Annotated in this window: 22 protein-coding genes; 2 read left to right on the top strand and 20 right to left on the bottom strand. The window is 38.2% G+C overall.

Going from position 1 to position 24,445, the window contains the following annotated elements; genetic code table 11:
• Positions 1-151 precede the first annotated feature (151 nt).
• The 5 genes from acpP to AC4BBR_RS15560 form a co-directional block, all read right to left on the bottom strand.
• The gene (gene acpP / locus AC4BBR_RS15540; RefSeq protein WP_490460378.1) at positions 152-391 is read right to left on the bottom strand and encodes an acyl carrier protein; all 240 of its coding nucleotides are present in this window, start codon (positions 389-391) and stop codon (positions 152-154) included.
• A 143-nt stretch (positions 392-534) separates the two neighbouring features.
• A complete protein-coding gene (gene plsX, locus AC4BBR_RS15545; RefSeq protein WP_490460379.1) occupies positions 535-1,533 on the bottom strand; it encodes a phosphate acyltransferase PlsX in 999 nt (332 codons plus the stop codon).
• 582 nt (positions 1,534-2,115) lie between these two features.
• A complete protein-coding gene (gene recG / locus AC4BBR_RS15550; protein WP_490460380.1) occupies positions 2,116-4,152 on the bottom strand; it encodes an ATP-dependent DNA helicase RecG in 2,037 nt (678 codons plus the stop codon).
• Positions 4,153-4,402: 250 nt separating this feature from the next.
• Positions 4,403-6,076 (bottom strand): DAK2 domain-containing protein, encoded by a 1,674-nt coding sequence (locus AC4BBR_RS15555; RefSeq protein WP_490460381.1) that lies wholly within the window; start codon positions 6,074-6,076, stop codon positions 4,403-4,405.
• 66 nt (positions 6,077-6,142) lie between these two features.
• Positions 6,143-6,505: an Asp23/Gls24 family envelope stress response protein gene (locus AC4BBR_RS15560; RefSeq protein WP_010761897.1), complete on the bottom strand. Its 363-nt coding sequence runs from the start codon at positions 6,503-6,505 to the stop codon at positions 6,143-6,145.
• A 266-nt stretch (positions 6,506-6,771) separates the two neighbouring features.
• On the opposite strand from AC4BBR_RS15560, the gene rpmB reads away from it, so the two are divergent.
• Positions 6,772-6,960 (top strand): 50S ribosomal protein L28, encoded by a 189-nt coding sequence (gene rpmB, locus AC4BBR_RS15565; protein WP_010761898.1) that lies wholly within the window; start codon positions 6,772-6,774, stop codon positions 6,958-6,960.
• A 44-nt stretch (positions 6,961-7,004) separates the two neighbouring features.
• On the opposite strand, the gene AC4BBR_RS15570 is transcribed toward rpmB, so the two are convergent.
• The 11 genes from AC4BBR_RS15570 to gmk form a co-directional block, all read right to left on the bottom strand.
• On the bottom strand, positions 7,005-7,646 hold the full coding sequence (locus AC4BBR_RS15570; protein ID WP_490460382.1) for a thiamine diphosphokinase: 642 nt from the start codon (positions 7,644-7,646) through the stop codon (positions 7,005-7,007).
• A complete protein-coding gene (rpe, locus tag AC4BBR_RS15575) occupies positions 7,646-8,296 on the bottom strand; it encodes a ribulose-phosphate 3-epimerase (protein ID WP_490460383.1) in 651 nt (216 codons plus the stop codon). The genes AC4BBR_RS15570 and rpe overlap by 1 nt, the downstream gene beginning before the upstream one ends.
• Positions 8,297-8,309: 13 nt before the next feature.
• Entirely contained in the window at positions 8,310-9,209 is a 900-nt protein-coding gene (gene rsgA, locus AC4BBR_RS15580; protein ID WP_490460384.1) for a ribosome small subunit-dependent GTPase A, read from the bottom strand.
• Positions 9,210-9,338: 129 nt separating this feature from the next.
• Complete coding sequence (gene pknB, locus AC4BBR_RS15585; RefSeq protein ID WP_490460385.1) at positions 9,339-11,513, bottom strand: Stk1 family PASTA domain-containing Ser/Thr kinase; 2,175 nt, start codon at positions 11,511-11,513, stop codon at positions 9,339-9,341.
• The gene (locus AC4BBR_RS15590; RefSeq protein ID WP_490460386.1) at positions 11,510-12,259 is read right to left on the bottom strand and encodes a Stp1/IreP family PP2C-type Ser/Thr phosphatase; all 750 of its coding nucleotides are present in this window, start codon (positions 12,257-12,259) and stop codon (positions 11,510-11,512) included. Before AC4BBR_RS15590 ends, pknB begins: the two co-directional genes overlap by 4 nt.
• Before the next feature lie 15 nt (positions 12,260-12,274).
• A complete protein-coding gene (gene rsmB / locus AC4BBR_RS15595; RefSeq protein WP_490460387.1) occupies positions 12,275-13,639 on the bottom strand; it encodes a 16S rRNA (cytosine(967)-C(5))-methyltransferase RsmB in 1,365 nt (454 codons plus the stop codon).
• Between the two features lie 5 nt (positions 13,640-13,644).
• Positions 13,645-14,586, bottom strand: a complete 942-nt coding sequence (gene fmt / locus AC4BBR_RS15600) for a methionyl-tRNA formyltransferase (RefSeq protein ID WP_490460388.1) — start codon at positions 14,584-14,586, stop codon at positions 13,645-13,647.
• Complete coding sequence (def, locus tag AC4BBR_RS15605) at positions 14,579-15,073, bottom strand: peptide deformylase (protein WP_490460389.1); 495 nt, start codon at positions 15,071-15,073, stop codon at positions 14,579-14,581. The genes fmt and def overlap by 8 nt, the downstream gene beginning before the upstream one ends.
• 173 nt (positions 15,074-15,246) lie before the next feature.
• On the bottom strand, positions 15,247-17,679 hold the full coding sequence (gene priA, locus AC4BBR_RS15610) for a primosomal protein N' (protein ID WP_490460390.1): 2,433 nt from the start codon (positions 17,677-17,679) through the stop codon (positions 15,247-15,249).
• A 316-nt stretch (positions 17,680-17,995) separates the two neighbouring features.
• Entirely contained in the window at positions 17,996-18,301 is a 306-nt protein-coding gene (gene rpoZ / locus AC4BBR_RS15615) for a DNA-directed RNA polymerase subunit omega (RefSeq protein WP_010766464.1), read from the bottom strand.
• Positions 18,302-18,305: 4 nt separating this feature from the next.
• On the bottom strand, positions 18,306-18,920 hold the full coding sequence (gmk, locus tag AC4BBR_RS15620; protein WP_490460391.1) for a guanylate kinase: 615 nt from the start codon (positions 18,918-18,920) through the stop codon (positions 18,306-18,308).
• A gap of 397 nt (positions 18,921-19,317) precedes the next feature.
• Here gmk and AC4BBR_RS15625 point away from each other — a divergent pair, with 397 nt between their 5' ends.
• Positions 19,318-20,766, top strand: coding sequence for a DUF1958 domain-containing protein (locus AC4BBR_RS15625; RefSeq protein ID WP_490460392.1), 1,449 nt, complete (start codon positions 19,318-19,320; stop codon positions 20,764-20,766).
• Positions 20,767-20,864: 98 nt separating this feature from the next.
• Here the strand turns inward: AC4BBR_RS15625 and AC4BBR_RS15630 are convergent, their stop codons facing one another.
• The 4 genes from AC4BBR_RS15630 to AC4BBR_RS15645 all read right to left on the bottom strand — a co-directional run bounded on the left by AC4BBR_RS15630 (position 20,865) and on the right by AC4BBR_RS15645 (position 24,035).
• A complete protein-coding gene (locus AC4BBR_RS15630; RefSeq protein ID WP_490460393.1) occupies positions 20,865-21,152 on the bottom strand; it encodes a hypothetical protein in 288 nt (95 codons plus the stop codon).
• A 69-nt stretch (positions 21,153-21,221) separates the two neighbouring features.
• Positions 21,222-22,106: a YicC/YloC family endoribonuclease gene (locus AC4BBR_RS15635; protein ID WP_490460394.1), complete on the bottom strand. Its 885-nt coding sequence runs from the start codon at positions 22,104-22,106 to the stop codon at positions 21,222-21,224.
• 16 nt (positions 22,107-22,122) lie between these two features.
• Positions 22,123-22,341, bottom strand: a complete 219-nt coding sequence (locus AC4BBR_RS15640) for a YdbC family protein (protein WP_490460395.1) — start codon at positions 22,339-22,341, stop codon at positions 22,123-22,125.
• Positions 22,341-24,035: a patatin-like phospholipase family protein gene (locus AC4BBR_RS15645; RefSeq protein ID WP_490460396.1), complete on the bottom strand. Its 1,695-nt coding sequence runs from the start codon at positions 24,033-24,035 to the stop codon at positions 22,341-22,343. Before AC4BBR_RS15645 ends, AC4BBR_RS15640 begins: the two co-directional genes overlap by 1 nt.
• Positions 24,036-24,445 lie beyond the last annotated feature (410 nt).

Raw genomic sequence — 24,445 nt, forward strand, 5'->3', positions numbered from 1 at the left:
CAATTTCTATCAATACACACCCTCATTATAACCATTTTTAAGTAATTGTATATATTTTTTTTGAAAATTGCAACATTTTGATAATAAGAATTTTCCTAAAAAAAAAGTGGAACAAAACAGGATTTGTTTTGTTCCACTTTTTTCATTTCAATTATAAGTTATTCATAATGTAATCTACAGCGGCACCAACTGTTTCAATTTGTTCTGCGTCTTCATCAGAAATTTCTGTACCAAACTCATCTTCCAGCTCTAAAACAAATTCCATTACACTAATTGAATCTGCATTCAAGTCATCTTTAATGTTTAATTGATCTGTCACTTTCTCAGCTTCAATATCAAAGTGGTTTGAGATAATCTTCGCTACTTTTTCAAGCACTTCTTCACGACTCAACTGTATTCACCTCCACTGCTTTTGAAAAGCGTTCCTCGTAAAAGAGTTAAACGCTATGATACATTGTACTCACAAATGATGGATTTGTCCATCTTTTTTTGCAAAATCATTACAATTCAGTTGCAAACAGGTTGCATAAATAGTTATTCTTTTGTTTCATAATAACTGACAAGCTGTGGCACGACCTCGGTCTTTAACATTGTATGAATTTGACGAATCGTATAACGGACAGCCTCTGGTCCTGTCGATCCATGTGTTTTAATGACTGGTGCTTTCAAGCCAAACAGAACCGCTCCACCATGTTTGGAATAATCCATCTCATCTTTCATTCCACGCAATGCATTTTTTAAAAGTAACGCCCCCATTTTTCCTTTGAATCCTTCTGCAAGAATCGATGATTTTAAAAGGCCCATCATATTTAATGCTGTTCCTTCAATTGATTTCAATACAGCATTCCCTGTAAAACCGTCTGTCACAACAACATCGGCTGCTCCGCTTAGTAAATCCCGAGCTTCAACGTTCCCGATAAAACGAATACCTTCTTCTTCTGAAAGCAATTCAAAGGCTTTTTTAGTCAACTCACTGCCCTTGGTTTCTTCTGCACCATTATTTAAAAGAGCCACACGAGGTTTTGCGATATTTCTGACTTTTTCAGCATAGAAAGAACCCAAAACAGCATATTGGACAAGGTGCTCTGGTTTATTATCAGCATTCGCACCTAAATCTAACATATCAAATCCTCCGTCTGGCTGTCCGATCACCGGTAACGTTGACATCAAACCTGGGCGTTCAACATTTTTGATTCGTCCAACGATAAATAATCCAGCAGCTAGTAACGCACCTGTGTTACCAGCTGAGAAAATCGCATCCGCTTCACCATTTTTCACTGCTTGTGCAGCTAGCACCATCGAAGCAGTTTTCTTACGACGAATCGCTTTTACTGGTTCATCATCGCTATTGATTTTTTCATCAGTATGGATAATCGTAATATTCGTTTCATCTGTCACATATTTTTTAATTTCATCTTCTTTTCCATAAAGTAAAAACTCGATCTCTGGAAAATCCTTTTTAGCTAGCATCACGCCTTCAACGATAGCCTGTGGTGCATGATCGCCACCCATTGCATCTACTGCAATCTTCATAACATAGTCCCTCCTAGGTAAATTACAATAAATAGTATAACATATCGAAAAGCGGAACGAAGCGTTTAGACCTCGAACAACCAAGTAGGTACCTTTCTACATCAACTCATTTCATTCTTTGTGTGTCAAGGCAATTAGGAAAATGATGGAAAGATGCTCTTTATCTTTTCAGCATTTTATCTATTTGTTGAGAGGTCTGATTCGTGCAGCTGGATCATCGAAAAGCGGAACAAAGCGTTTAACTCTCATGAAAATTAGGAATCTGACTAAGAAACGCTCTTTGTTTCATAGGCAGATTGTCTATTTTCCTTGAGAGTTGCTTTGTGCAGCTGGATCACGAAAAGCGGAACGAACCGTTTAGACCTTGAACAACCAAGTAGGTACCTTTCTACATCAACTCATTTCATTCTTTGTGTGTCAAGGCAATTAGGAAAATGATGGAAAGACGCTCTTTATCTTTTCAGCATTTTATCTATTTGTTGAGAGGTCTGGTTCGTGTAGCTGGATCATGAATAGCGGAATGAGTCGTTTAGCTCTGACTGCTAAATCACCGAAAAACAAAACACATATCTCAATCATATTTCAATCAAAAAACTTTTCCTCATTATCATTCGGCTTGATTTTATCAGCAACTCCACGATACTCTGGCAAGATCCACCACTGTTCCTTTTTCCAAATAACATTAGCTTCTTGACGAGCAACTTCCAGTATATTGAAATCCGTCACAATATCTCCAACAACAAACTGCGGTACACCTGATTGTCTGGCACCAAACACTTCACCTGGTCCTCGCAATTCCAAATCCTTTTCACTTAGCACAAAACCATTATTCGTTTCTGTCATGATTTTCATTCGCTCTACACCCATTTCATTTTTCGGGTTAGCAACTAAGATACAATACGATGCTTCTGAGCCACGACCGACACGTCCACGAAGTTGGTGTAATTGTGCTAGCCCAAAACGATCAGCATCCATGATCAGCATGACTGTAGCATTTGGAACATTGACCCCGACTTCAATTACTGTAGTAGAAACTAGCAGTTGCAAATTGTTTTCTTTAAACTCCTGCATAATTTCTTCTTTTTCTTGATTTTTCATTTTCCCATGAAGTAAACCAACCTGATAAGTAGGATTGAAGAAAGCAGACATATGCTCAAAAATCTCTGTCGCATTTTTAACATCTAGCGCTTCTGATTCTTCGATCAGCGGACAAATTACGTAAGCTTGATGCCCACGCGCCAATTCTTTTTCCATCCACTCTAAAACGGTATCTAGTTGAGGAGGTCGGATCCAGCGTGTTTCTATGGGAATACGACCAGCTGGCATTTCATCAATGATCGAGACATCCATCTCACCAAAAGCCGTGATTGCCAAAGTTCTTGGAATAGGCGTTGCCGTCATAAACAATACATCTGGCTTCAAGCCTTTTTCTCTTAAGATTCGGCGCTGGTTCACACCAAATCGATGTTGTTCATCTGTGATTACTAAACCTAAGCGATGGAACAGAACATCTTCTTGAATCAAGGCATGGGTACCAATAATGATATCGATCTCTCCTATCGCTAGTTGTTCAAGAATCTCTCGGCGTTCTTTTGTTTTCGTCGATCCAGTTAAGAGTGCCGAGCGAACTTCTAAAGGATCGTATAATTGCTGAAGGCTCTCCATATGTTGTTGCGCCAAAATCTCTGTCGGCACCATTAAAGCCCCTTGAAATCCAGCTGTCATCGTTGCGTAAAGAGCAATAGCAGCAACAACCGTTTTACCACTCCCTACATCACCTTGTAATAACCGCTGCATATGATTCGGGCTCATTAAATCTCGACAGATCTCATTTGTTACCTTTTTTTGAGCTGCAGTCAGTTCAAATGGCAATTTCTGCGTAAATGATTTTAAACGTTCCACATCATATTGAATGCTCAATCCATTATTTTCTGCTTTTTCTTGTCGCTTCAAGCCTTGCATTTTTAATTGAAACAAAAAGAATTCTTCAAACACAACCCGCCGCTTCGCTTGATGGCTTTCTTCTGGATTACTTGGAAAATGCATCGCAAACATTGCTTCTTTTCTTGGCATCAAACGATATTTTTCTAGTAACTCTTCTGGTAAAATTTCTGAAATCAGAGCGCCATATTTTTCAAACCCCGTACGAATGAGCTGAATCAAACTACTTTGTCGAACTTTTTTATTTACATGATAAATCGGAGCAAAATCTTCTCCGTCGTTTTTAGCTGCTAAGATTTTCATGCCATTCAAGGATTTTCGTTTCGCATCCCATTTTCCATAAACTGCGATTTCCTCGGACATAATGATTTTGTCCTTTAAATAAGGCTGGTTAAAAAAGGAAACATTGATCACCGCATGGTCTTGCATCATCCGAAACATCATTCGACTTTTCTTATAGCCATAACGGCTCACGACCGGCTCTGATACAACCAACCCTTTTAACGTGACTTTTTCTTGATCTTGGATTTCATTTAATTCCTTTTCTTGAATATCATCATATCGAAAAGGATAGTAGGATAACAAATCTTCGATCGTTTGGATACCTAATTCTTTTAAATTCTCTGCACGTTTTGGGCCTACACCTGGCAACATACCGATGTCATCCGATAAAACCACCACTTTTCCTCCCTTCATTAATAGATACGTGATGTGCTCTCTATTTATTTATTTTCTATAGAAAAGTGACTGGGACATAACTCTATGAGTTACAACCCAGTCACCTAAAATCCGAATAAACGGTAGGAGCAGAAGCAACCCCTTCGGAAATAAGCTGAAATTCACAAAAATTTGAAGAACAATTTTCGTGAATCCCCTCTTATTTCTCGGGGTTAAACTCTTCTGTCCCAACCTCTCGATAAGTCATTTATTATTCAGCTGAAAATAGATAGGGGTAAACAGGTTGTCCGCCTTCATGAAGCTCTGTTTCTATATCTTCATACTCAGTAGCCAATGCTTCTACAAATTTTTCAGCTTCTTTCATAGTGCCACCCTCACCGACAATGATCGTTATGATTTCTGTCTCTTCATCGATCATACGTTTGAGTGTGTCCAATGATGCATTAAACATATCTGGTTCTGATACAACGATTTTACCGTCGATCATTCCTAGATAATCATCTTTTTTGATTTCGACATTGTCGATTGTTGTGTCACGTACAGCTGTTGTTACCTGTCCACTGACAACACTTTCGATCATTTCTGTCATAGTTGTTTTATTTTCTTCAAGGGTTTGTTGCTCATTGAAAGCAAGCATTGCCGTCATCCCTTGAGAGATTGTTTTTGTTGGAACAACTGCTACTGGAACATCTGCTACTTCTGCTGCTTGATCAGCTGCCATGAAAATATTTTTATTATTAGGTAAGATAATAACTTGCTCAGCATTCACTTCTTTAACGGCTTTTAAGATGTCTTCAGTACTTGGGTTCATTGTTTGCCCCCCGCTGATGATATAGCTTGCACCAAGGCTTCTGAACAATTCTTGAACACCGTCTCCTGCTGCAATCGCAATAACCGCATAAGGAACACGTGCTTTTTGTGTGACTGCTACTTGTGCATCATGTTCAACCAACGTTTCATGTTGCAAACGCATGTTGTCAACTTTGATTTTCACTAATGAACCGAATTTTTGTCCGTAATTCATTACTTCACCAGGATGTTCTGTATGCACATGAACTTTGATGATTTCATCGTCGTTTACGACAAGTAAAGAATCCCCTAATTCGTTTAAATAGTTTCTAAATGTTTCATAATCGAAATCACTATCCACAGTTGGACCTTCACCGATTTGAACCATGATTTCTGTACAGTAACCGAATTTGATATCTTCAGTCGCAACATGTCCGCTAACTCCGCGGTGATGTTCAGCATTGACCATCTCGTCCATCTCACCAGGACTAGGTTCATAGACTTCTGCTGCTAAAAATTCACCCGACAAAGCTTCTAGAAAACCTTCATAGATAAACAACAAACCTTGACCACCGCTATCAACCACACCAACTTCTTTTAGCACAGGTAAAAGGTCAGGAGTTTTAGCTAAAGCACGTTTGGCACCTTTAACGACTGCCTCCATCACTTCGATACAGTCATCCGTTTCTTTCGCTTTGCGTTCACCTGAACGGGCAGCTTCACGGGAAACAGTTAAAATTGTACCTTCAACTGGCTTCATGACTGCTTTATAAGCAGTCTCCACACCATGAGTAAAAGCCGCTGCTAAATCCTTTGCATTCAACGTCACAACATCTGGAATTTGTTTAGAAAAACCACGGAATAATTGTGATAAGATAACACCAGAGTTTCCTCTAGCTCCCATCAATAGACCTTTTGAAAGAATCGTTGTTAATTCTCCAACTTTTTCAGAACGAGAATCGGCTACAGCCTTCGCTCCACTTGTCATAGATAAGTTCATATTTGTTCCTGTATCACCATCTGGTACAGGGAAAACATTCAATGAGTTGACGTATTCTGCATTTACATGCAAACGACTCGCGCCAGCCTGAACCATCTCTTGGAACTGACTTGCACTGATTTCTGTTACATTCACCTAAAAAATCCTCCTTTGAGATTCACTGCAAATAGATGATCGTTCATCTATTTAGCAGCTGGCTACCTAGTCAGGCAACACGCGAACACCTTGCACAAATACGTTGACCGAATTAGCAGTCACACCTAATAGTGTTTCAAGGTTGTATTTTACTTTTTCTTGTACATTACGAGATACTTCTGAAATTTTTGTTCCATAACTTACAATAGTATATACGTCAACCGCAACGCCATTTTCTTCTTGACGTACGACCACACCTTTAGAATAATTTTCTTTGCGTAAAATGCCATTTAAATTATCTTTGATTTGGTTTTTACTAGCCATACCGACGATTCCATAGATATCTGTCGCAGCACCGCCAACGACTGTGGCGATAACCTCATTGGTAATCTCAATGGTACCTGCTGGTGTTTTGATTTTTACAGCCATTGATGAAAGCCTCCTTAAAGAGCACATTTGCCCTATTTTCTTCTATAATATTTTAACATAGCCGTACCCCAATGAAAAGGAACTTATCTAGATAATTATAGAGCGTCTCATCGAATTTGCTAATAATTGTATAATTTACATCGTTTGTCGGAAAATGTCAAACAGATCTGAAATTTCTCTTGCAAAAAACTGCTATCTATGATAAATTAATTTAGTATGAGCTGAAAACTATCGCTCCGAGATCAAAGCAAAGGAGGAAACTAAAAATGGCAAAAGTATGTTACTTTACTGGTCGTAAGACAAGCAGCGGCAATAACCGCTCACATGCAATGAACGCTACTAAACGTACTGTTAAACCTAACTTGCAAAAAGTTCGTGTATTAATAGACGGTAAACCTAAAAAAGTTTGGGTGTCAACTCGTGCTTTGAAATCTGGTAAAATCGAGCGTGTTTAATAGAACATAATCAAAAAGCTGAACGGCATGCCGATCAGCTTTTTTTATTTATCACGACTTTGGATCACAGCGATCATTCCCGTATCGAATGAAAATCCAGCAGTTTCTCCCACAAACTCATTGCTTGCATAGGAGGTAGGAGTCTCAACATCCACATGATCTAGCGTATATTTACTTTTTGTTAATGTCAGGTTTTTAACAGGTGTTAAACAACCGTACGCTAAATAATCCATTCTCGCTTCTTTTTTCACCACATAATCGCCTGGAAGATAATAGGCAATACTATTTTGATGATCTTTTACTTTTATTTGATGGGCAAACTCTTGAAAACGTGATTCTAACGGCAGCCACAGATTGGATAAAAGGTGATCCAAGCGACCACCTGTTGCACCTATGATCGTGATTTCCGCTTCTGGAAACTCTTTAAGCACGAGTGCCAAAGCCAGTTGGGTATCTGTATCATCTTTTTCTGCTTGTGCCTGAACAAGTTCTTTTGCTTGTTTTTGAACGGTCAGCTGTTCGTCATTCGTTAAAGAGTCAAAATCTCCCACTGCTAAATCTAATGACCAGCCATTTTCTAAAATATATAAACTTCCTCGATCGATTCCCACCATGTAATCAAAATCCTCCGAGTTCAACTGCGGCCACTCCTCAGGCGAACCGCCTGCCACAAGAAGAATCTTCATTAATCCAACACAGCTCTAAGTGCGTCGATACGGTCTTTAGGACTTTCTGAATCATAGATATAAGAACCTGCTACAAAAACATTCGCTCCCGCTTCTTTACAACGTTTAGCAGTCTCAGGAACAATGCCGCCATCCACTTCGATATCATAGGCATAGCCTTTTATTTCTTTCCACTCTTTTAATTGAGCGATTTTATCCAATGAACTTTCAATAAATGATTGTCCGCCAAATCCAGGATTTACGGTCATAATCAACACTTGATCCACTAAATCCAGGACATATTCGATCGCAGACAATGGCGTCCCAGGATTGATCACAACACCTGATTTTACGCCTGATGCTTTAATCATTTGCACCGCACGATGGATATGAGTCGTTGACTCTACGTGAACAGTGATAATATCTGCTCCCGCTTTCGCAAATGCTTCAATGTAGTTTTCGGGCTGAACAATCATCAAATGAACATCTAATGGTAATTTTGTCACCGGTCGAATCGCTGAAACAACATTAGGTCCCAAGGTAATATTCGGTACGAATTGTCCATCCATCACATCCACATGAATGTAATCCGCTCCTAGTTTTTCGACTAATTGAATATCTCTTTCTAAATTGGCAAAATCGGCGCTTAAAATCGATGGTGCTAGTTTCATTACAGCCACTCCTTTATTTTTTCTTATAAATCGGTCTGCGATTTTCTATTTCTAATAAAAATTGTAGATAATTATCATAACGTGTTTGAGCGATTGTTCCTTCTTCTACACGTTTTTTCACTTCACAACCAGGTTCTTTGCGGTGCATGCATTCACGGAACTTGCATGCAGATGAGGCTTCTACAAATTCTGGAAATTGTTTTGGCAACTCAGTTGTTTCCATTTCTAAAAAGTCGATTGAGCTAAATCCAGGCGTATCAGCAACTAAACCATCATACAACGGCAGCAACTCTACATGTCGTGTAGTATGTTTTCCTCGGCCTAATGATTCCGAAATTTTATCCGTAGCTAATTGTAAATCAGGAGAAATTCTGTTTAGTAAAGTCGATTTACCCGCACCTGATTGTCCCATAAAAACAGTCAAACGTTCCGGAAAATATTGCGCCAAAGCTCGAACTGCATCATCAGCAGCAGCTTTTGTTGCAGCAATTACAGGATACCCGATTGCTTCATAGACCTTTTTGACATCCGCTACACTGACTGACTCTGCTCCGGTGAGCAAATCTACTTTCGTTAAATAAATGATCGGAGCAATTCCTTTATCCTCTAGTGTGACTAAAAAGCGATCCATTAAATTGTATGAAAAATTAGGTTCCACCATACTCATAACAATCACGCCTTGATCCACATTTGCCACTGGCGGACGCACCAGCTCATTATGTCTAGGGAAAACTTCAAGCAAATAGCCATCAGTTGGATTATCGCTTTCAAACATAACTTCATCACCAACTAGCGGCGTAATTTTTCGATTGCGAAAATTCCCGCGGGCTCTTGTTTGAAATGTTGCGCCATCTGCGTAAATGTAGTAAAAACCACTTAACGCTTTTCTGATTTGACCTTTCAGAAATGCCACCTCCTCGTTTCTGTTGCTTCTATTTTACCATAGGTTGAAGAAAAGCTAAACGCAGGGCTAGAGAAATCACTTTTCCCTACAAAAAAAGCGACTAAGACAGCGTTTGTCTTAATCACTTTATGGTACTTTTTAATTATTTCCATTGTTAGTCGGGTCGGTTGCATTTGAGAAATTAACGGTGACAGTCTCTCCTTTAGCAAGAGTTCCACCTGCACTTGGTGAAGTACTCTCTACTTTTCCTTTCGATGCATCACCAGAGCCTGTAGCATACGTAAATCCGCTACCTTCTAGTTTTGCTTTTGCCTCAGCTTGCGATAGTCCTGTAACATCCGGGACAGCAATTTCTCCCGGACCTGAGCTGACACGTAATATAACTTTGCCTGTTTTAATGTCAAAAGAGACGCCTTCTTTTGGATCTTGAGAGATAACTACACCTTTATTCACTGTATCACTTGCTTCATCAACTTGTTCATACTTAATACCAAGTGCAACTAAATCAGTTACTACATTCTCATACGAACGTCCTACATAGTTACTTAAAGAAATTTTACTTGACTCGGAACTAGTCACCGTCGTTTTATCAGGTCCAGAGCTTATCGTTAATGTAATCTTACCTTTTTTAGGATTAAACGGATTACCTGCAGCTGGATTTTGGGCAATGACTAACTCTCTAGCTACTGTATCACTTGGCTTATCTACTCGAGTAATCTGGCTTTCTTTAATTCCATAACTCAATAACTCAGTCACTGCATCATTGTAGCTATAACCCAAACTTGCGTAATCAGCTAAATAGATATCATCCGGTCCTTTGCTAACAACTAGCGTAATCTCATCCGTTTTCGGATCAACTTCTGCCCCTTCTTCTGGCATTTGACTAATGACTTTATCTTCATCTACTTTAGAATCCGTTTCCTTCGTGATCTTGATTTGACTCTCTTTGAACCCTAATTTCCCTAATGCTTCTATAGCATCCTTATAATCTTCTCCAGTATAATCATCAAGCTCTATTTTCTTATTCCCAGAGCTTATATAAAGTTCGACTTCTCTATTTTTTTTCACTGTAGAATCTATCTCAGGATCTGTCTTAACCACTTTTCCTTCTTCGATATTCTCGCTTTGTATTTCTTTTGTCTCACCTTTGACTTTCAGTCCCGCATCTTCCAGTATTTTACGCGCTTCAGCTTCCGTTTTGTCTTCCACGTTAGGAATCTTAACTTCACTACTGCCTTGCCCCGCAAAATAGACGCCCACACCGATAATCAAAGCTAGTACCAGTAAGATTATCACAATAATCAACGGCTTCCTTCTTTTCTTCTTCGCAGCCTCCTGCTCTTCGATTTCTTCATGTTCATTCCGCTCTTCGGACGGCGTTTCCATCGAATTAAAAGAAGACGGCATCGCCATATCATCTGTAATCGGCGTTAAAATTTTCGTTTCTCCCATCAATCCAGTTGGTTGCCATTTGGGTTCGTTTAAACGGTTTGCAGCTAGTACAGTATATAAATCGCGAGACATTTCTTCAGCCGTTTTATAACGATCTGCTGGATCTTTAGCCGTTGCATGCAAGACCACATTTTCCAATGACTGAGGAATATTCGGATCAAACGTTTTAACTGAAGGCATCTCTTCTTGAAAATGTTTCAACGCAATCGTGACAGCAGATTCACCGTCAAATGGAACATTCCCTGTCAGCATTTCATATAGAATAATCCCAACCGCATAAACATCAGATTGATTAGTGGCCATACTGCCACGGGCTTGTTCTGGAGATAAATAGTGAACAGAACCCAGCATCGTATTGGTTTGCGTAATCGATGTTTCTGTTAACGCAATTGCAATCCCAAAATCTGTGATTTTCACAACGCCGCTTTCATCCATCAATATATTTTGCGGTTTTAAATCTCTATGAATGATTCTATGTTCATGAGCTAGTGAAACTGCTGATAAAATTTGTTCCATGATATCAACAATTTTTGCATATGGAATAGGGTATTGTGTCTGGATAAATCGTTTTAGATCCATTCCTTTCACGTACTCCATTACCAGGTATTGCAAGCCATCTTCTTCACCTACATCATAGACACTGACAATATTAGGATGAACCAACTCAGTTGCGGCTAAAGCTTCTCTTTGAAAACGACGAATCGCTGCTTGATCATTTTGAAAGTCAAACCGAAGCACCTTAACAGCTACATCACGATCTAAAATTAAATCATGCGCTAAAAAGACATTTGCCATGCCACCGCTGCCGATGTTGCCAATAATATGATATCGACCATTCAATTTTCTGCCGATTTCGATCATTGGTTTTCCTCCTTCTGTTCGTCAAAATGAATCACTAAGACTGTGATATTATCCGCTCCGCCTGCTTCATTGGCCGTTGCGATCAAGGTTTCGACTTTTTCACTTAATGGTTTTTCTGAAAGGATGATAGCCAAAATATCTTCTTCTGAAACCATATTTGTCAGCCCGTCTGAGCATAGTAAAATATAGTCGTCAGGTACCCAAAGATGATTTGCTACATCCACTTCTACCATTCTGGGCATACCTAACGAGCGAGTCAAGACGTTTTTCCTGGGATGATTTGCTGCCATTTCACGCGTAATTTCGCCAGATTTTACTAACTCATTGACCAAAGAATGGTCTTCCGTCAGTTGGCGTAATTGACCATTACGAACTAAATAAGCTCGGCTATCACCAATATTAGCCAATACGAATGACTGGTCTAAAAGTACCGCACTAACAATTGTTGTGCCCATCCCTAAATACTCAGGTCGTGACTGACCTTTTTCATAAATTAATGTATTTTCATCTTGGATTTCTTTGATCAGCCATTGTGCTGCCTTTTCTGATGTATCAATAAGACTGTCCTGCCAACGTTCACCAAGATTATTAACTGCCATTTGGCTTGCAATATCACCTGCCTGATGACCGCCCATTCCATCCGCTAAAACAGCTAAAGAAACGCCAGACTGATTCTCAAATAGACCCGCATAATCCTGATTAGTATTGCGTTTCCGTCCGACATCTGTTTGAAAATTGATTTTCACTATGCTTCACCTCGTTTAACAAACTTTCTGCATACAGCAAATAAAAAATCCATCCGTACCTAATTGATGCGGGTATAATGCGAGCATTTGATCCTGCACAGAAGGCTGAACTGCCTCACTGACACTCACATCGATTTTTTTGAATTCTGGATGCTTTTGTAAAAATGCTGCAACTACTTCTTGATTTTCTTCTTCGGCAATTGTACACGTGCTATAGACCATTATACCGTATTGTTTTAATGTTTGGGCAACACTTTCTAGAATTTCTAGTTGAATTTTAGGTAATTGCTCAAAATCTTGCGCCGATTTATTATATTTAATATCTGGTTTACGACGCATCAAGCCTAATCCCGAACAAGGCGCATCTACTAAAATTCGATCAAAATATTCAGCTGGAAATTCTTCTCCTACTTTACGTGCATCTAATTTTTCAGTATCGACAACCTCTTTCACGTGAAGACGTTCCGCGTTTTGTTTGATCAATTTTATTTTATGATCATGAATGTCTAAAGACTTTACACGGCCGCCTTTTGCCGCATCAAGAAATGTTGCGATATGTGTCGTTTTACCACCAGGAGCTGCACAAGCATCCAAAACAACATGATTTTTTTCAATTTGCATCGCTGGCGCCACTAGCATCGAGCTTTCATCTTGAATCGTTAGTTTACCTGTTGCAAATAAATAACTGCCTGCCAAAAAGCCTTTGTCTGCCACTACACCATAAGGGGAAACTTGGCTGATAGATGCTTCAATATGATCTTTTTGTAATTCTTCCAGTGCATTAGAAACACTGATTTCTCGTGTATCCACACGTCCGCTAACATGACTTTTTTCAAAAAGTGACAAGCCTAGTTTTCTTGTTTCATCCATGCCCATTTGTTTGATCAACTTTTCCGTCAACCATTTAGGCATACTGATTTCCACCGACAAGCGTTCGACAGGATCTTTAATATTCTCTAAACTAGGAGCCCCTTCACGTTGAAAAGCACGGAGTACACCATTAACAAACTTACCGATCCCGACATTTCCTCTGTGTTTCCCAATTTCTACCGCTTCATTAATGATGGCATGATCCGGAATTTTATCTAAAAATACTAACTGATAAATTGACAAACTAAGTAAATTTTTCACCCAGCTATCTACTTTTTTAGGATTTGTGATAAATGGTGTCAAATAATACTCCAGTAACAACTTACGGCTGATCGTACCATAGACAAGTTCCGTGAATAAGCGGCTATCTTTTTCTCCTAAAGCAGACTTGTTGATCATTTCATTTAATAATAAATTTGAATATGCACCGCCATTATCCACACGCTCAATGGTTCTTAGTGCCACGTAGCGGACAGAGCTTTTTATTCTTGCTGGTATTTTTTTCCCCATATCAATTAGCCCACCTTGTCTGATTCAGCAACGGTTTTACCGACGCCATTTAAGAAATCTTGAATGAATAATTTGCCTTTGCCGGATGGCTGAATCTTGTTTATAGAAAGAACTGTGCCTTCTCCACAAGCGATCCATAATTCTTTTTTGCTACACTTGATGATTGTTCCAGGAGCAGCAGCTGTTGTTGCTTCTAAGGGTGTGACTTCCCATAATTTCCAATTGATCTCATTGTATGTTGTGAACGCTGTTGGCCAAGGACGCATACCTCGGACTTGATTGTCGATTTGTTCCGCTGTTTGATGCCAATCGATTCGTTCTTGTTCTCTCGTAATATTTGGAGAAAAGGTTACTTGACTCTCATTTTGAGGAATCGGTGTGATTTCATTCGCCAATAATTTAGGTAAAGTATCCAGTAACAACTCTTTTCCGACAATGCTTAAGCGGTCAAACATCGTACCTACATCGTCGGCTTTAGTGATCGGAATTGCCTTTTGCGAAAGAATATCGCCAGCATCCATTTTCTTCACCATTTCCATGATCGTAACACCTGTTTCTTTTTCTCCTTCGATGATCGAATAATGAACAGGTGCGCCGCCGCGATATTTCGGCAACAATGATGCATGGACATTAACTGCGCCAAATTTAGGGACGTTTAAAATATTTTCTGGTAAAAACTGACCGAAAGCTGCTGTCACAATAAGATCTGGCGCAAGTTCGATGATTTTTTCCATTTCAGGTGAACCTGAGATTTTTTCTGGCTGTAAAACAAGTAAATCATGCTTTGCCGCGGCTTCTTTCACAGGCGTTGGTGTAATTACTTTTTTTCGTCCAACTGGGCGATCTGGCTGAGTGACTACCGCTTGGATTTCATAGTCATTTTCGATCAGCCCTTCTAAAATAGGGACAGAAAATGCTGGTGTTCCCATAAAAATTAGTTTAGTCATCTAAATGTTCCTCCATATATGCATCTAAATCTTCTGGTTTGATTGGATCGATGATTTTATCAATAAATAATTCGCCATTTAGGTGGTCGATTTCATGTTGAAAAGCTCTGGCAAGATATCCATAAGCTGTTACCTCGACCTCGTCTCCTTCACGATCAAAATAACGCACTGTCACTTCATCTGCTCGTTCAACTGTTCCATACGTTTCCGGGATACTTAAACAGCCTTCCACATCGACATCTGTGCCTTTTCGCTCAATGATTTCTGGATTAATTAGTTCAAATAAACCAGTTTCTTCATCTACCTCGATCACTGCAAGTTGCAAATTTTTACCGATTTGAGGCGCAGCCAACCCGATACCATCGTGAACGATCATCGTTTCGTACATATCTTCTAAAAGAGTGATCGTTTCATCGGTGATCATTGTTATTGGCTTTGCTTTTTGTTTCAGACGTTCATTAGGGTATATTACTATAGGGTAGCGCATAAAGTTTCCTTTCTTTGATGATACTAAATGAATTATCAAGTTTATAATATGGCAGAACGAACCCGTTGAACTTCAATTGAAAAATAAGTGGAATTAGCTGAATTGCTTTATGACTCATTCAATTTCAGCTTTTTTCCGAGAAGTTGGTTCATGAAGCTAGATCAACAGCTGCACTATATAAAGTTCATTGGCTCAGCATCAATCGACAATTTCAAGCCACGTGCTGTTTCTCTTTGAGTGTCAATTAATATTTTTTTTAAAATGTTTTGCAATTTTGGTTCGTTTTTATATTTAATAATTACTTGATAAAAGTAACGATTATTGACTCGTAAGATGGCATTTGGTGTTGGACCAAGTAAGATACTTTGATCGGATAATCCTTCTTTTAACTCTTTGACTATTTCAAACATCTGTTTAGCCGCTTGGTTTTCTTCTGAATGACTGGCTGTGATTTGTACCGTAAAATAAAACGGCGGATAGTCTCCACGGTGCCGGACGTACATTTCTTTTTGATAAAAGTCTTCATAATCTTGCGCTTTAGCTAATTGGATCGCGTAATGTTCAGGATTAAAGGATTGAATGATGACTTCTCCTGGTTTTTCTGCTCGTCCTGCTCGTCCGCTAACCTGAGTTAACAATTGAAAGGTCCGTTCGCTTGAACGAAAATCCGGCAAATTCAGTGCTGTATCTGCATTCAAAACACCCACTAATGTTACATTGGGAAAATCTAATCCTTTGGCAATCATTTGAGTACCTAGTAAAATATCCGCTTCATAATTGCCAAATGCTGTCAAAATCTTCTCATGCGCACCTTTTCGTCTAGTCGTATCAACATCCATCCGCAAAACACGACTTTCAGGGAAAAGAGCTTTTAGTTCTTCTTCCACTTTTTGAGTTCCCGTTCCATAATAACGAATTTTGTCTCCGCCACAACTTGGACAATGATAGGGAATTCGTTCCTCATGACCACAATAATGACATTTCATCGTTTTCGTATCCATATGGAGCGTTAGCGAAATATCACAGTTTGGACAAGGTAAAACATACCCGCAATCCCGACACATCAAAAAAGAAGAATACCCTCGGCGGTTTAGTAACAAAACGCTTTGCTCCTTTTTAACAAGACGATCTTGTATTTTTTTCTGTAGTGCTAGCGAGAATGATGAGGTATTTTTATTTTGAATTTCTTCACGCATATCTACTACATCGATCGTTGGTAATGTTGCTGTCTGATTAGCTCTTTTAGATAGAACTAGTCGTTCGTACACATTTTTCTGTGCACGTGCCCGCGTCTCTAATGATGGAGTGGCACTTCCTAAAACCACTGGACAATGGTGATAAGCTCCTCGCCAAATAGCTAGATCTCGTGCATGATAGCGTGGCGTTTCTTCTTGCTTATAACTCGCTTCATGTTCTTCGTCAATAATCACGACGCCAAGATTTTCCAAAGGAGCAAAAATAGCAGAGCGTACACCTACCACAACTTGTGCTTCGCCACGTTCAATTTTCCGCCACTCATCATACTTCTCCCCTTGAGACAAAGCACTGTGCATCACCGCAACTTGTTCACCAAAACGGCTCTTAAAACGCTGAACCATTTGCGGTGTTAATGAAATTTCCGGCACGAGCATCATTGCTGTTTTCCCTTGATGCAACACTTCTGCGATCACTTGTAGATAGACTTCAGTTTTTCCGCTACCAGTGATTCCTTCTAATAAATATGTTTGGCTTACACCTTGGTTCATTGATTTTAAAATTTTTTCTACTGCGATTCCCTGTTCATCATTTAAAGCAAGCGCGGTGGTTTTTTCAAACGTATGATCAGCAAATGGATCACGATAAGCTTCCGCTTCTACAAACGTCAGCCACTGTCTGTTTGCTCCGTCATTTAAAACAGCGGTACTAAATCCTAGTTCTTTCATCTCTTTGACTGTGGTCATTTTTTCTAAGCCTAATTGCTGCAAATAGTTGATCAACTGCTCTTTCTTTTGCGAGCCTTTTCTGAGCTCCGTTCGCGCTTCTTCTAACTTTTCGAAATCTTTCAACGCTTGGATATAACGGATTTTTTTCACTCTATTTCTGGTATGTACTTCATAGCGGATATCAACTTTTTGTTGCTTTCTAAGCTGCATCAATTCCGGTAAAATATTGCGCGCCAACGCATCTTCCCAAGCAATTTCATTCAATCCATAGAATAACTCATCTTGCATATTTCCTTCTAATTCATCTGTTATATATATGTATTTACTATAGTCTGCACGCATCACACTCGGCAACATTGTTTGTAAACAGGTGATTTTAAAAGCAAATGTTTTTTCCTTCATGTAGTCAGCCAATTCCAACAATTCCGTGTTCAGCACTGGTTTTAAGTCTAACACGGAAAGAATCTCTTTCCATTCAAACTGCTGCGCCGCTATCACTTCATCTGACACATCATCAATTGTTAAAACAAATCCTTGCAAATGTCGATTCCCATTACCGAAAGGAACTTCCACGCGCATACCAACTGTTAATTGTTGTTCTAAGTTGAAAGGAATCAAATATGTAAACGGCTGGTCTGTCTGCATCGTTGGTACATCCACAATCACTTGTGCCGCTTTTCTCATAAACATTCCTCCATTCCATTGATTGATCTAACTTCTCGAACCCGTCCACCAGAAAAATAGACAATCTTCACATGCTATTATTCACAGTACCAATTGCCTTGATACACCACAAATGAAATGAGTTGATGTAAAGTTTCATATGAACTAAACGATTCATTCAGCTTTTCTTTGACTATTGTACTAAAGAATCTAGCATTTGTCTTGTTCCTCTAATTTCTGTTACTAAAAATTAAAGTAGCCATTCGTTACTTACTTTTCGAAACATATAAAAACTGAGATGAAAACGTTTCATGGTTTCATCCCAGTTCCAGTTATTTTATAGACTTTTTTCTTCGCGAATACGATTTTCAAGTTCTTTTTGTTCTTGTTCATGTCTCATTTTTTGTTCTTCTTTTGCCATACGCATTCTTTCACGTTTTTCTTCCGGGCGTGGATCATTGATCACTGTTGCCGCATCGATTTCTTCTAATGCTTGGCCTACGCTTTTTACAGATTCAAAGCTTTCTAATGTTGGTTGTGCACCTTCGTCTAATTCGTGCGCACGTTTGCTCGCTAGAATAACAAGTGAATATTTTGATGGTACTTCTTTTAATAATGAGTCAATAGATGGTTTTAGCATCATAAGGCTACATCTCCTTCAACATTTTAATATATTTACCAATTACTCGATCAACGCGGAAATGTTCACTCGCGATAATTTCTTTGATTCGTCTCACTGCCAATGGTACTTTATCGTTCACAACAGCATAATCATATAATGCCATCATTTCGATTTCTTCACGAGCCACTTGCATTCTTTCTTCAATCACATCATGATCATCGGTACCACGACCCACGATTCGTGATTTTAGCTCGGATAAATCCGGCGGTGTTAGAAAAATAAATACGCCGTCTGGCACTTGTTCTTTCACTTGCTCGGCACCTTGGACTTCGATTTCTAAAAAGACATCTTTTCCCTTATCAAGCGTTTGGTTAACATAAGAAAGCGGCGTTCCGTAATAATTCCCCACGTATTGTGCATATTCCAGCATTTCACCAGCTTCGATCATCGCTTCAAATTCTTCTTTTGTGCGGAAGTAGTAATCCACTCCTTCTACTTCTCCTTCCCGCATTTTACGGGTAGTCATAGAAATTGAGTACTGAAAATCATTCTCTTCACTATCAAAAATTGCTTTTCGTACTGTTCCTTTTCCGACTCCAGAAGGACCTGATAATACAATTAATAAACCACGCTCTGACATGATGACTTCCTTTCAAAATATGTCTTTTAAGTATTACTTCTATAATGCACTTTTTTTCAGTAATTTTCAAGACTTTATTGCTTAATATTTTCAAAAAAGTACTTTTCAATTCAGATAGTTCATAAAATGATTTTGTCTGTTGCAACATATTTTACTTCTAAGAAAAAAACCTATTCGTTTTAACTTTAGCATTTTACCTAATGGTCTTACAATGTCATTCTATCTTATTATCTGCTAACTATCAAAATTATTCCCTCTATTTTACGAAAACATTTGCAAAAAAAGTATACACTTCGTCTATTTTTGAAGTAAAATAAAGATATTACGTATTTTTGTACTACGGCAACCTACTAAACTCTGGAAATTAATAGATTAAAAAATGAAGGGATTTAACTCTATGTTTATTAAAAAAAGATTTTGGAAAATCACAACAGTCTTCTTACTTACGGTTTGTATCTTACTTGGAAGTTTTGCAAAAACAAGTTATGCAGAAGAAGACTTAATGGAATTTGCAAAAAATTCAGGATATCCTATAAAAGAAGGATACCTCCCGAAAGCCTCAATCGTTATTGATGCTGATTCAGGACAGATCTTGTGGGAAGAACAACCAGACCTCTCTTGGAGTCCAGCAAGTATCGCTAAAGTTATGACTATGTATCTAGCCTTAGAAGCGATAGAACAAGGGAAATTCAATTTAGACACTACTGTCACCGCAACTGAAAAATATCTAGCGATCTCTCAAATCTATGCGTTAAGCAATAATACTATTGTCCTAGGTGTCGATTATCCTGTTCGTGAACTATTTTCAATGATCGCTGTTCCCTCTTCAAATGTTGCCACATTAATGCTAGCAAATTTAGTTTCTGACGATGATGAAACAGGATTCATTCGTAAGATGAATGAAAAAGCAGCTGAATTAGGCATGACAAATACAACTTACTTTAACTGTAGTGGAGCGCAAATCAGTGCTTTCGACGGGTTGTACCAAGCAGAGGGCATCGATCCAGATGGTGATAACAAATCTACGGCTAGAGACTTGGCAATTTTAACGTATAATCTAATCAAGAAATATCCTGATGTATTAGAGTTCACCAGTAAACCAGTCGTTACGACTATGGAAAATACACCTTATGCAGAAACTTTTGAAACCTACAATTACTCATTACCTGGCGCACAATATGGTTATGACGGGGTCGATGGATTAAAAACTGGTTCCAGTCCAACAGGAGGCTTTAATTACATCGCAACTGCTAAAAAAGGTGATACTCGTCTAATTGAAGTTGTCTTAGGTGTCGGTGATTGGTCAGATCAAGAAGGTGAATATGAACGACATCTTGCTGGAAATGCGATTTTAGACCACGCCTTTTCTACTTACGAATATAAAAAATTGCTTTCTAAAGGCCAAAATAAGATCAACCAAAAAGAAATCACCCTAGAAGAAGACTTTTACGGCCTTGTCAAAAAGCATACTGACCCTAGTTTCACATTAGCAGATGGTCAAGTATCTTTAAATAATAAATATGGTCAAGTATCACCAAAAATCCCTGTTCAAAGTGTTCAATATGAAGAATTAAACTCGAAAACTAATAATGATCAGGCTACCAAATCAGAAAAAAAGAACTCTGCCCAGACTTCGTCCATAAAAAAAGAGGAACATAATTATTTAACCACTGGTATTTTAGCTATTTTCGGATTATTGCTACTTATTTTTTCTAGACTGTTTAAAAAACGAGTTGCTGGAATCAGACGTGGAAATCGAAAACTGCCAACGCCGATGAGCCGTTTGTTATTTATTTTAGGAATTCTTTTTATTCTTTCAGCAATCGGCATATCTATCTTTTTATAAAGAATAGAGAGGCTTGGACTTGACTCTACGAGTCACATCCAAGCCTCAAGAAATCCGAATAAACGGTTCTGTACATCCTCATTTAATTACCCATTCTTTTAAAATCCCATATTCGATAAAGTATTCACAACACCCATAATTTCATCATGACGTTTGATTTTTTTATCTACAGGTCCATCCACTTCTTCAGCATCTACACGGACAACGAAACGACGGTTTAATGTCACAAATGCATCTTCATTCACATAAATATTTAAAGCATCCTCTGTAAATGAAGCACACGCATCTTCCCAAACATCAAACGGCTCTTTATCCGAAATGACTTCTCTCTTCACCACGGATTTCCCGCTTAATTCATGGAACGTTACATCATAATATTTTGACATAATTATTCACCTCTTTGATTTATTCTATTCATTATAGCTTTAAAAAATAAAATCACAAACTATTTTCTATTATTCAACATTTTGTATCTGTTCGCGGATTTTTTCGAGAATAGTTTTCATCTGAACTACGATGTTTTTAATCTCTATCGGACTGGATTTAGATCCAATTGTATTGACTTCACGATTCATCTCTTGGATCAAAAAATCTAATTCCCGGCCAACGGGTGCTGGCTGGATTAATAATTCCTGCAACTTATCCATATGCATCACTAGGCGATCTAATTCTTCATGGATATCGCCTTTTTCAAGTAAGATCGCAAGCTCCGTCAACAAACGTGTTTCATCCACTTGACTCCCTAACCAATCATTTAATTTCGCTTCAAACTTTGCACGATAATCCTTTTCATAGATAACCACAAAGCCATTTAACTCATTCACCAAAGCAATAAGATCTTGACAATACGTGGACAAGACTTGCTGAATTTTTTGTCCCTCTTGTAAGCGACTTGCGTCAATTCGTTCAACTGCTTTTTTCACACAATCTATCACTAACAACCCAAACGTTTCATCTGCTTCCTGTTTTTCTGTAACCTCAACATAATCAGAATTATTAAGTAGTTGATTAATGTTTTGCACAAGATTAAATTCAGCTTGGGGATAATTAGCCGTTACTTCTTGTTGAATTTCTCCTAACAATTGATGAATGAGATTCCAATGGACCAACACTTCTTTGTTGCCACTACCAGTTTGTTTAATATTAATATAAGCTTCGATCCGCCCTCGCTGCAATGTCTCTTTCACCAATTGGCGAATAGCCATTTCATAAGGATTGACTTCTTTGGGCATTCGTAATTGAATATCTAAAAAGCGCTGATTGACACTTTTGATCTCGACATCAATCTGATACGTATCATTTAAAAATGTTTCTTTTCCAAAACCAGTCATACTTTTCATTGACAGGGTGTCCTTTCTACATGAATTTTATTGCTTTAGATAAGATCTCAAATTCCTCGTTAGTTAATGTGATCCCTTTACCCATTTTTTCATGATCAGCAGACCAATCTCTTAAATCAAATTTCGGCGGACGTCCATTCCAGCTAACTAAATTGAACTCTTTGCGCCAACCTTGGGTGTTTTCTGATAATACTGCGATTTCTTCTACTATTTCATATGAAAATTCTTGTTTCACTATTCATCCACTCCTTGTAATATAAATTCTTTCATTAAAATTTGTAACGCTTGAACTGGTAATTTATCCAGTAAAAAAGTTAAGCGTTGTTTTTTTTCTTTTTCATCTGCATCCAGCAAATTACTCATTAATAATAACTGTTGTTTATCGGAAAGTAAAAAGTAATCTTCATAATATTTTTTCAGCCATTCTTGGACAGATATCATTCCCAACGTATTCACTGACTCGACTTTCACTTGTCCACTTTGTTGCAAAAGACCTACTAATTCTTGGATCGTATATAGCTTAGAAGCAGAGATTTCCTGACTCTTTGCTAATAACTCGACTAAAACCAACCCAATATTTTCACTATACACCCTGTCTTTATAAACTTTACGCAATTTTTTACAGATTTTATTTTGTTTATCTAAAGAATCCCATAATTTTATTTGATAGGTCTCTTCGATAAAGATTAAAAAGTCCTGTTGAAATGCCTCTATACTATTTAACGTCTCAGCAACAGTATACCAATAACCACTATATTTTCTGCTAATCGTTCTCATCGTTTCTAAATAGCCTAACTTGATGTTTTGTATTGAACGAGCCCCATCAAATAAAAGAACCGCCCCCATTGACCATGGTGTTTTTAAAGTGAGACAACTTATTGTTGTTGGAATTTTCACCGATTTTGTAATTCCTGGACCTTTCACATCCACGATAATGCACTCAGTTGCGCCATTTTCCAATGCAATATCGACTGGAATATTGTTTCGATAACCGCCATCTACATAATATTTATTCACAATTTTCGTTGCAGCCATTGCTGGGAAAAAAGAGGCTGAAGCAAGCAACCAACTTTGCCAACGATCGCTTTCACATGCGTTAAAATGAATAGTTTTTTCTTGCATATTCGGTAGCTCTGTGGTTACTAAATGAAAATCTGTGGTGATTTGCTGCATTTTTTCTTGTGAAAACGTATCCTGGATCAATTGTTGTAGCGGTTTTGTAGAAACACCTTTTGATTGGATCGCATTTAATGTGAAAGAACCAATTTGACTCATCATTCCTCCTAAAGTATCACTTGCTATGACTGCTGATGGAAAAGCAAGGATTTTTTGCGTATCGATTTTTCCCCACATATTTCTGGCAGCTTCAAAATCATCTTGCAAAATTAATGCACCATTTAACGCCCCTACTGATGTACCTGTAATGACTTTGATCGGAATCTCTAATTCTTTTAGCGCTTGCCAAACACCGATTTGGTAAGCCCCTCTTGCCCCGCCACCACCTAAAACCAAACTAGTGTGATACGTCAGTTCTTTGACAGCTAAGCTATTTTCTTTCACTAGATATCCATAGTTAAAAAAGACTTCTTGTAAATGAAGACTAAGCGATTGCGGAAAATGAAAAACAATCTTAGGTTGAAATGTTTGCTTAAAAAATCGTTCTACAGCTAAGAAGACAGCAGACCAACTTATTTTAGCTGCTTCCGCTACCAACAAATTTGTCACTCTCTCCGCCTCAACTGTCATAAACAAATAAGGTGTCTTTCCTTTGTAAATCACATGAGCTACTCCGGTATTCTCTCGCACTTTTCGGCTGAATAATTGTCTCGCCAAGGTATGCGTATCATAAAAAGGCAATAACTGAGTACTTTTAGATAGTTTCTTAGAAAAATTTGGCCATTCTGAGGCTACCATTTGTTCACTTCTCATCACAAACACCCCTATCTATTAAAGTATACCAAAATTCCTCAAAAATTACTTTTTATTAAAAATATACAAAAAACATACATTTCTTTTCTCTTTTCACGTAAAATAAACATGTTAAACTTTTTGTGAAAAAACACATAATTCGGTATCGATCACAAGTAGATTATTTTGATTAGCACAATCACCAAACAAACTTGAATGTAGTAATAGAGAACACTCCTGCACTTAAAAACAGCTTTTGATTTAGCGTTGACTTTATCAAAAAACGATAGTTTAATAGAAGATGATCATTTCGCTTCTATTTATATTTTTCTAAATAGAAGACTATTTTCTGACAACTAACAAGTAAATCTGTTAGAATACACTGACTAGCTTTCTGAAAACAAGAAAGTAGCTATAAAGAAAACTTTGAA

Source organism: Enterococcus sp. AMC1251, assembly GCF_058216535.1.

Excerpts from the sequence above, each read along its gene's own strand:
- rsmB (WP_490460387.1), bottom strand. The coding sequence starts at position 13,639 with ATGGGGAAAAAAATACCAGCAAGAATAAAAAGCTCTGTCCGCTACGTG.
- AC4BBR_RS15625 (WP_490460392.1), top strand. The coding sequence starts at position 19,318 with ATGTTTATTAAAAAAAGATTTTGGAAAATCACAACAGTCTTCTTACTT.
- AC4BBR_RS15645 (WP_490460396.1), bottom strand. The coding sequence starts at position 24,035 with ATGAGAAGTGAACAAATGGTAGCCTCAGAATGGCCAAATTTTTCTAAG.
- AC4BBR_RS15635 (WP_490460394.1), bottom strand. The coding sequence starts at position 22,106 with ATGAAAAGTATGACTGGTTTTGGAAAAGAAACATTTTTAAATGATACG.
- fmt (WP_490460388.1), bottom strand. The coding sequence starts at position 14,586 with ATGACTAAACTAATTTTTATGGGAACACCAGCATTTTCTGTCCCTATT.
- AC4BBR_RS15630 (WP_490460393.1), bottom strand. The coding sequence starts at position 21,152 with ATGTCAAAATATTATGATGTAACGTTCCATGAATTAAGCGGGAAATCC.
- rpmB (WP_010761898.1), top strand. The coding sequence starts at position 6,772 with ATGGCAAAAGTATGTTACTTTACTGGTCGTAAGACAAGCAGCGGCAAT.
- gmk (WP_490460391.1), bottom strand. The coding sequence starts at position 18,920 with ATGTCAGAGCGTGGTTTATTAATTGTATTATCAGGTCCTTCTGGAGTC.
- priA (WP_490460390.1), bottom strand. The coding sequence starts at position 17,679 with ATGAGAAAAGCGGCACAAGTGATTGTGGATGTACCAACGATGCAGACA.
- rpoZ (WP_010766464.1), bottom strand. The coding sequence starts at position 18,301 with ATGATGCTAAAACCATCTATTGACTCATTATTAAAAGAAGTACCATCA.
- rpe (WP_490460383.1), bottom strand. The coding sequence starts at position 8,296 with ATGAAACTAGCACCATCGATTTTAAGCGCCGATTTTGCCAATTTAGAA.
- AC4BBR_RS15560 (WP_010761897.1), bottom strand. The coding sequence starts at position 6,505 with ATGGCTGTAAAAATCAAAACACCAGCAGGTACCATTGAGATTACCAAT.
- plsX (WP_490460379.1), bottom strand. The coding sequence starts at position 1,533 with ATGAAGATTGCAGTAGATGCAATGGGTGGCGATCATGCACCACAGGCT.
- pknB (WP_490460385.1), bottom strand. The coding sequence starts at position 11,513 with ATGATCGAAATCGGCAGAAAATTGAATGGTCGATATCATATTATTGGC.
- def (WP_490460389.1), bottom strand. The coding sequence starts at position 15,073 with ATGCGCTACCCTATAGTAATATACCCTAATGAACGTCTGAAACAAAAA.
- AC4BBR_RS15570 (WP_490460382.1), bottom strand. The coding sequence starts at position 7,646 with ATGAAGATTCTTCTTGTGGCAGGCGGTTCGCCTGAGGAGTGGCCGCAG.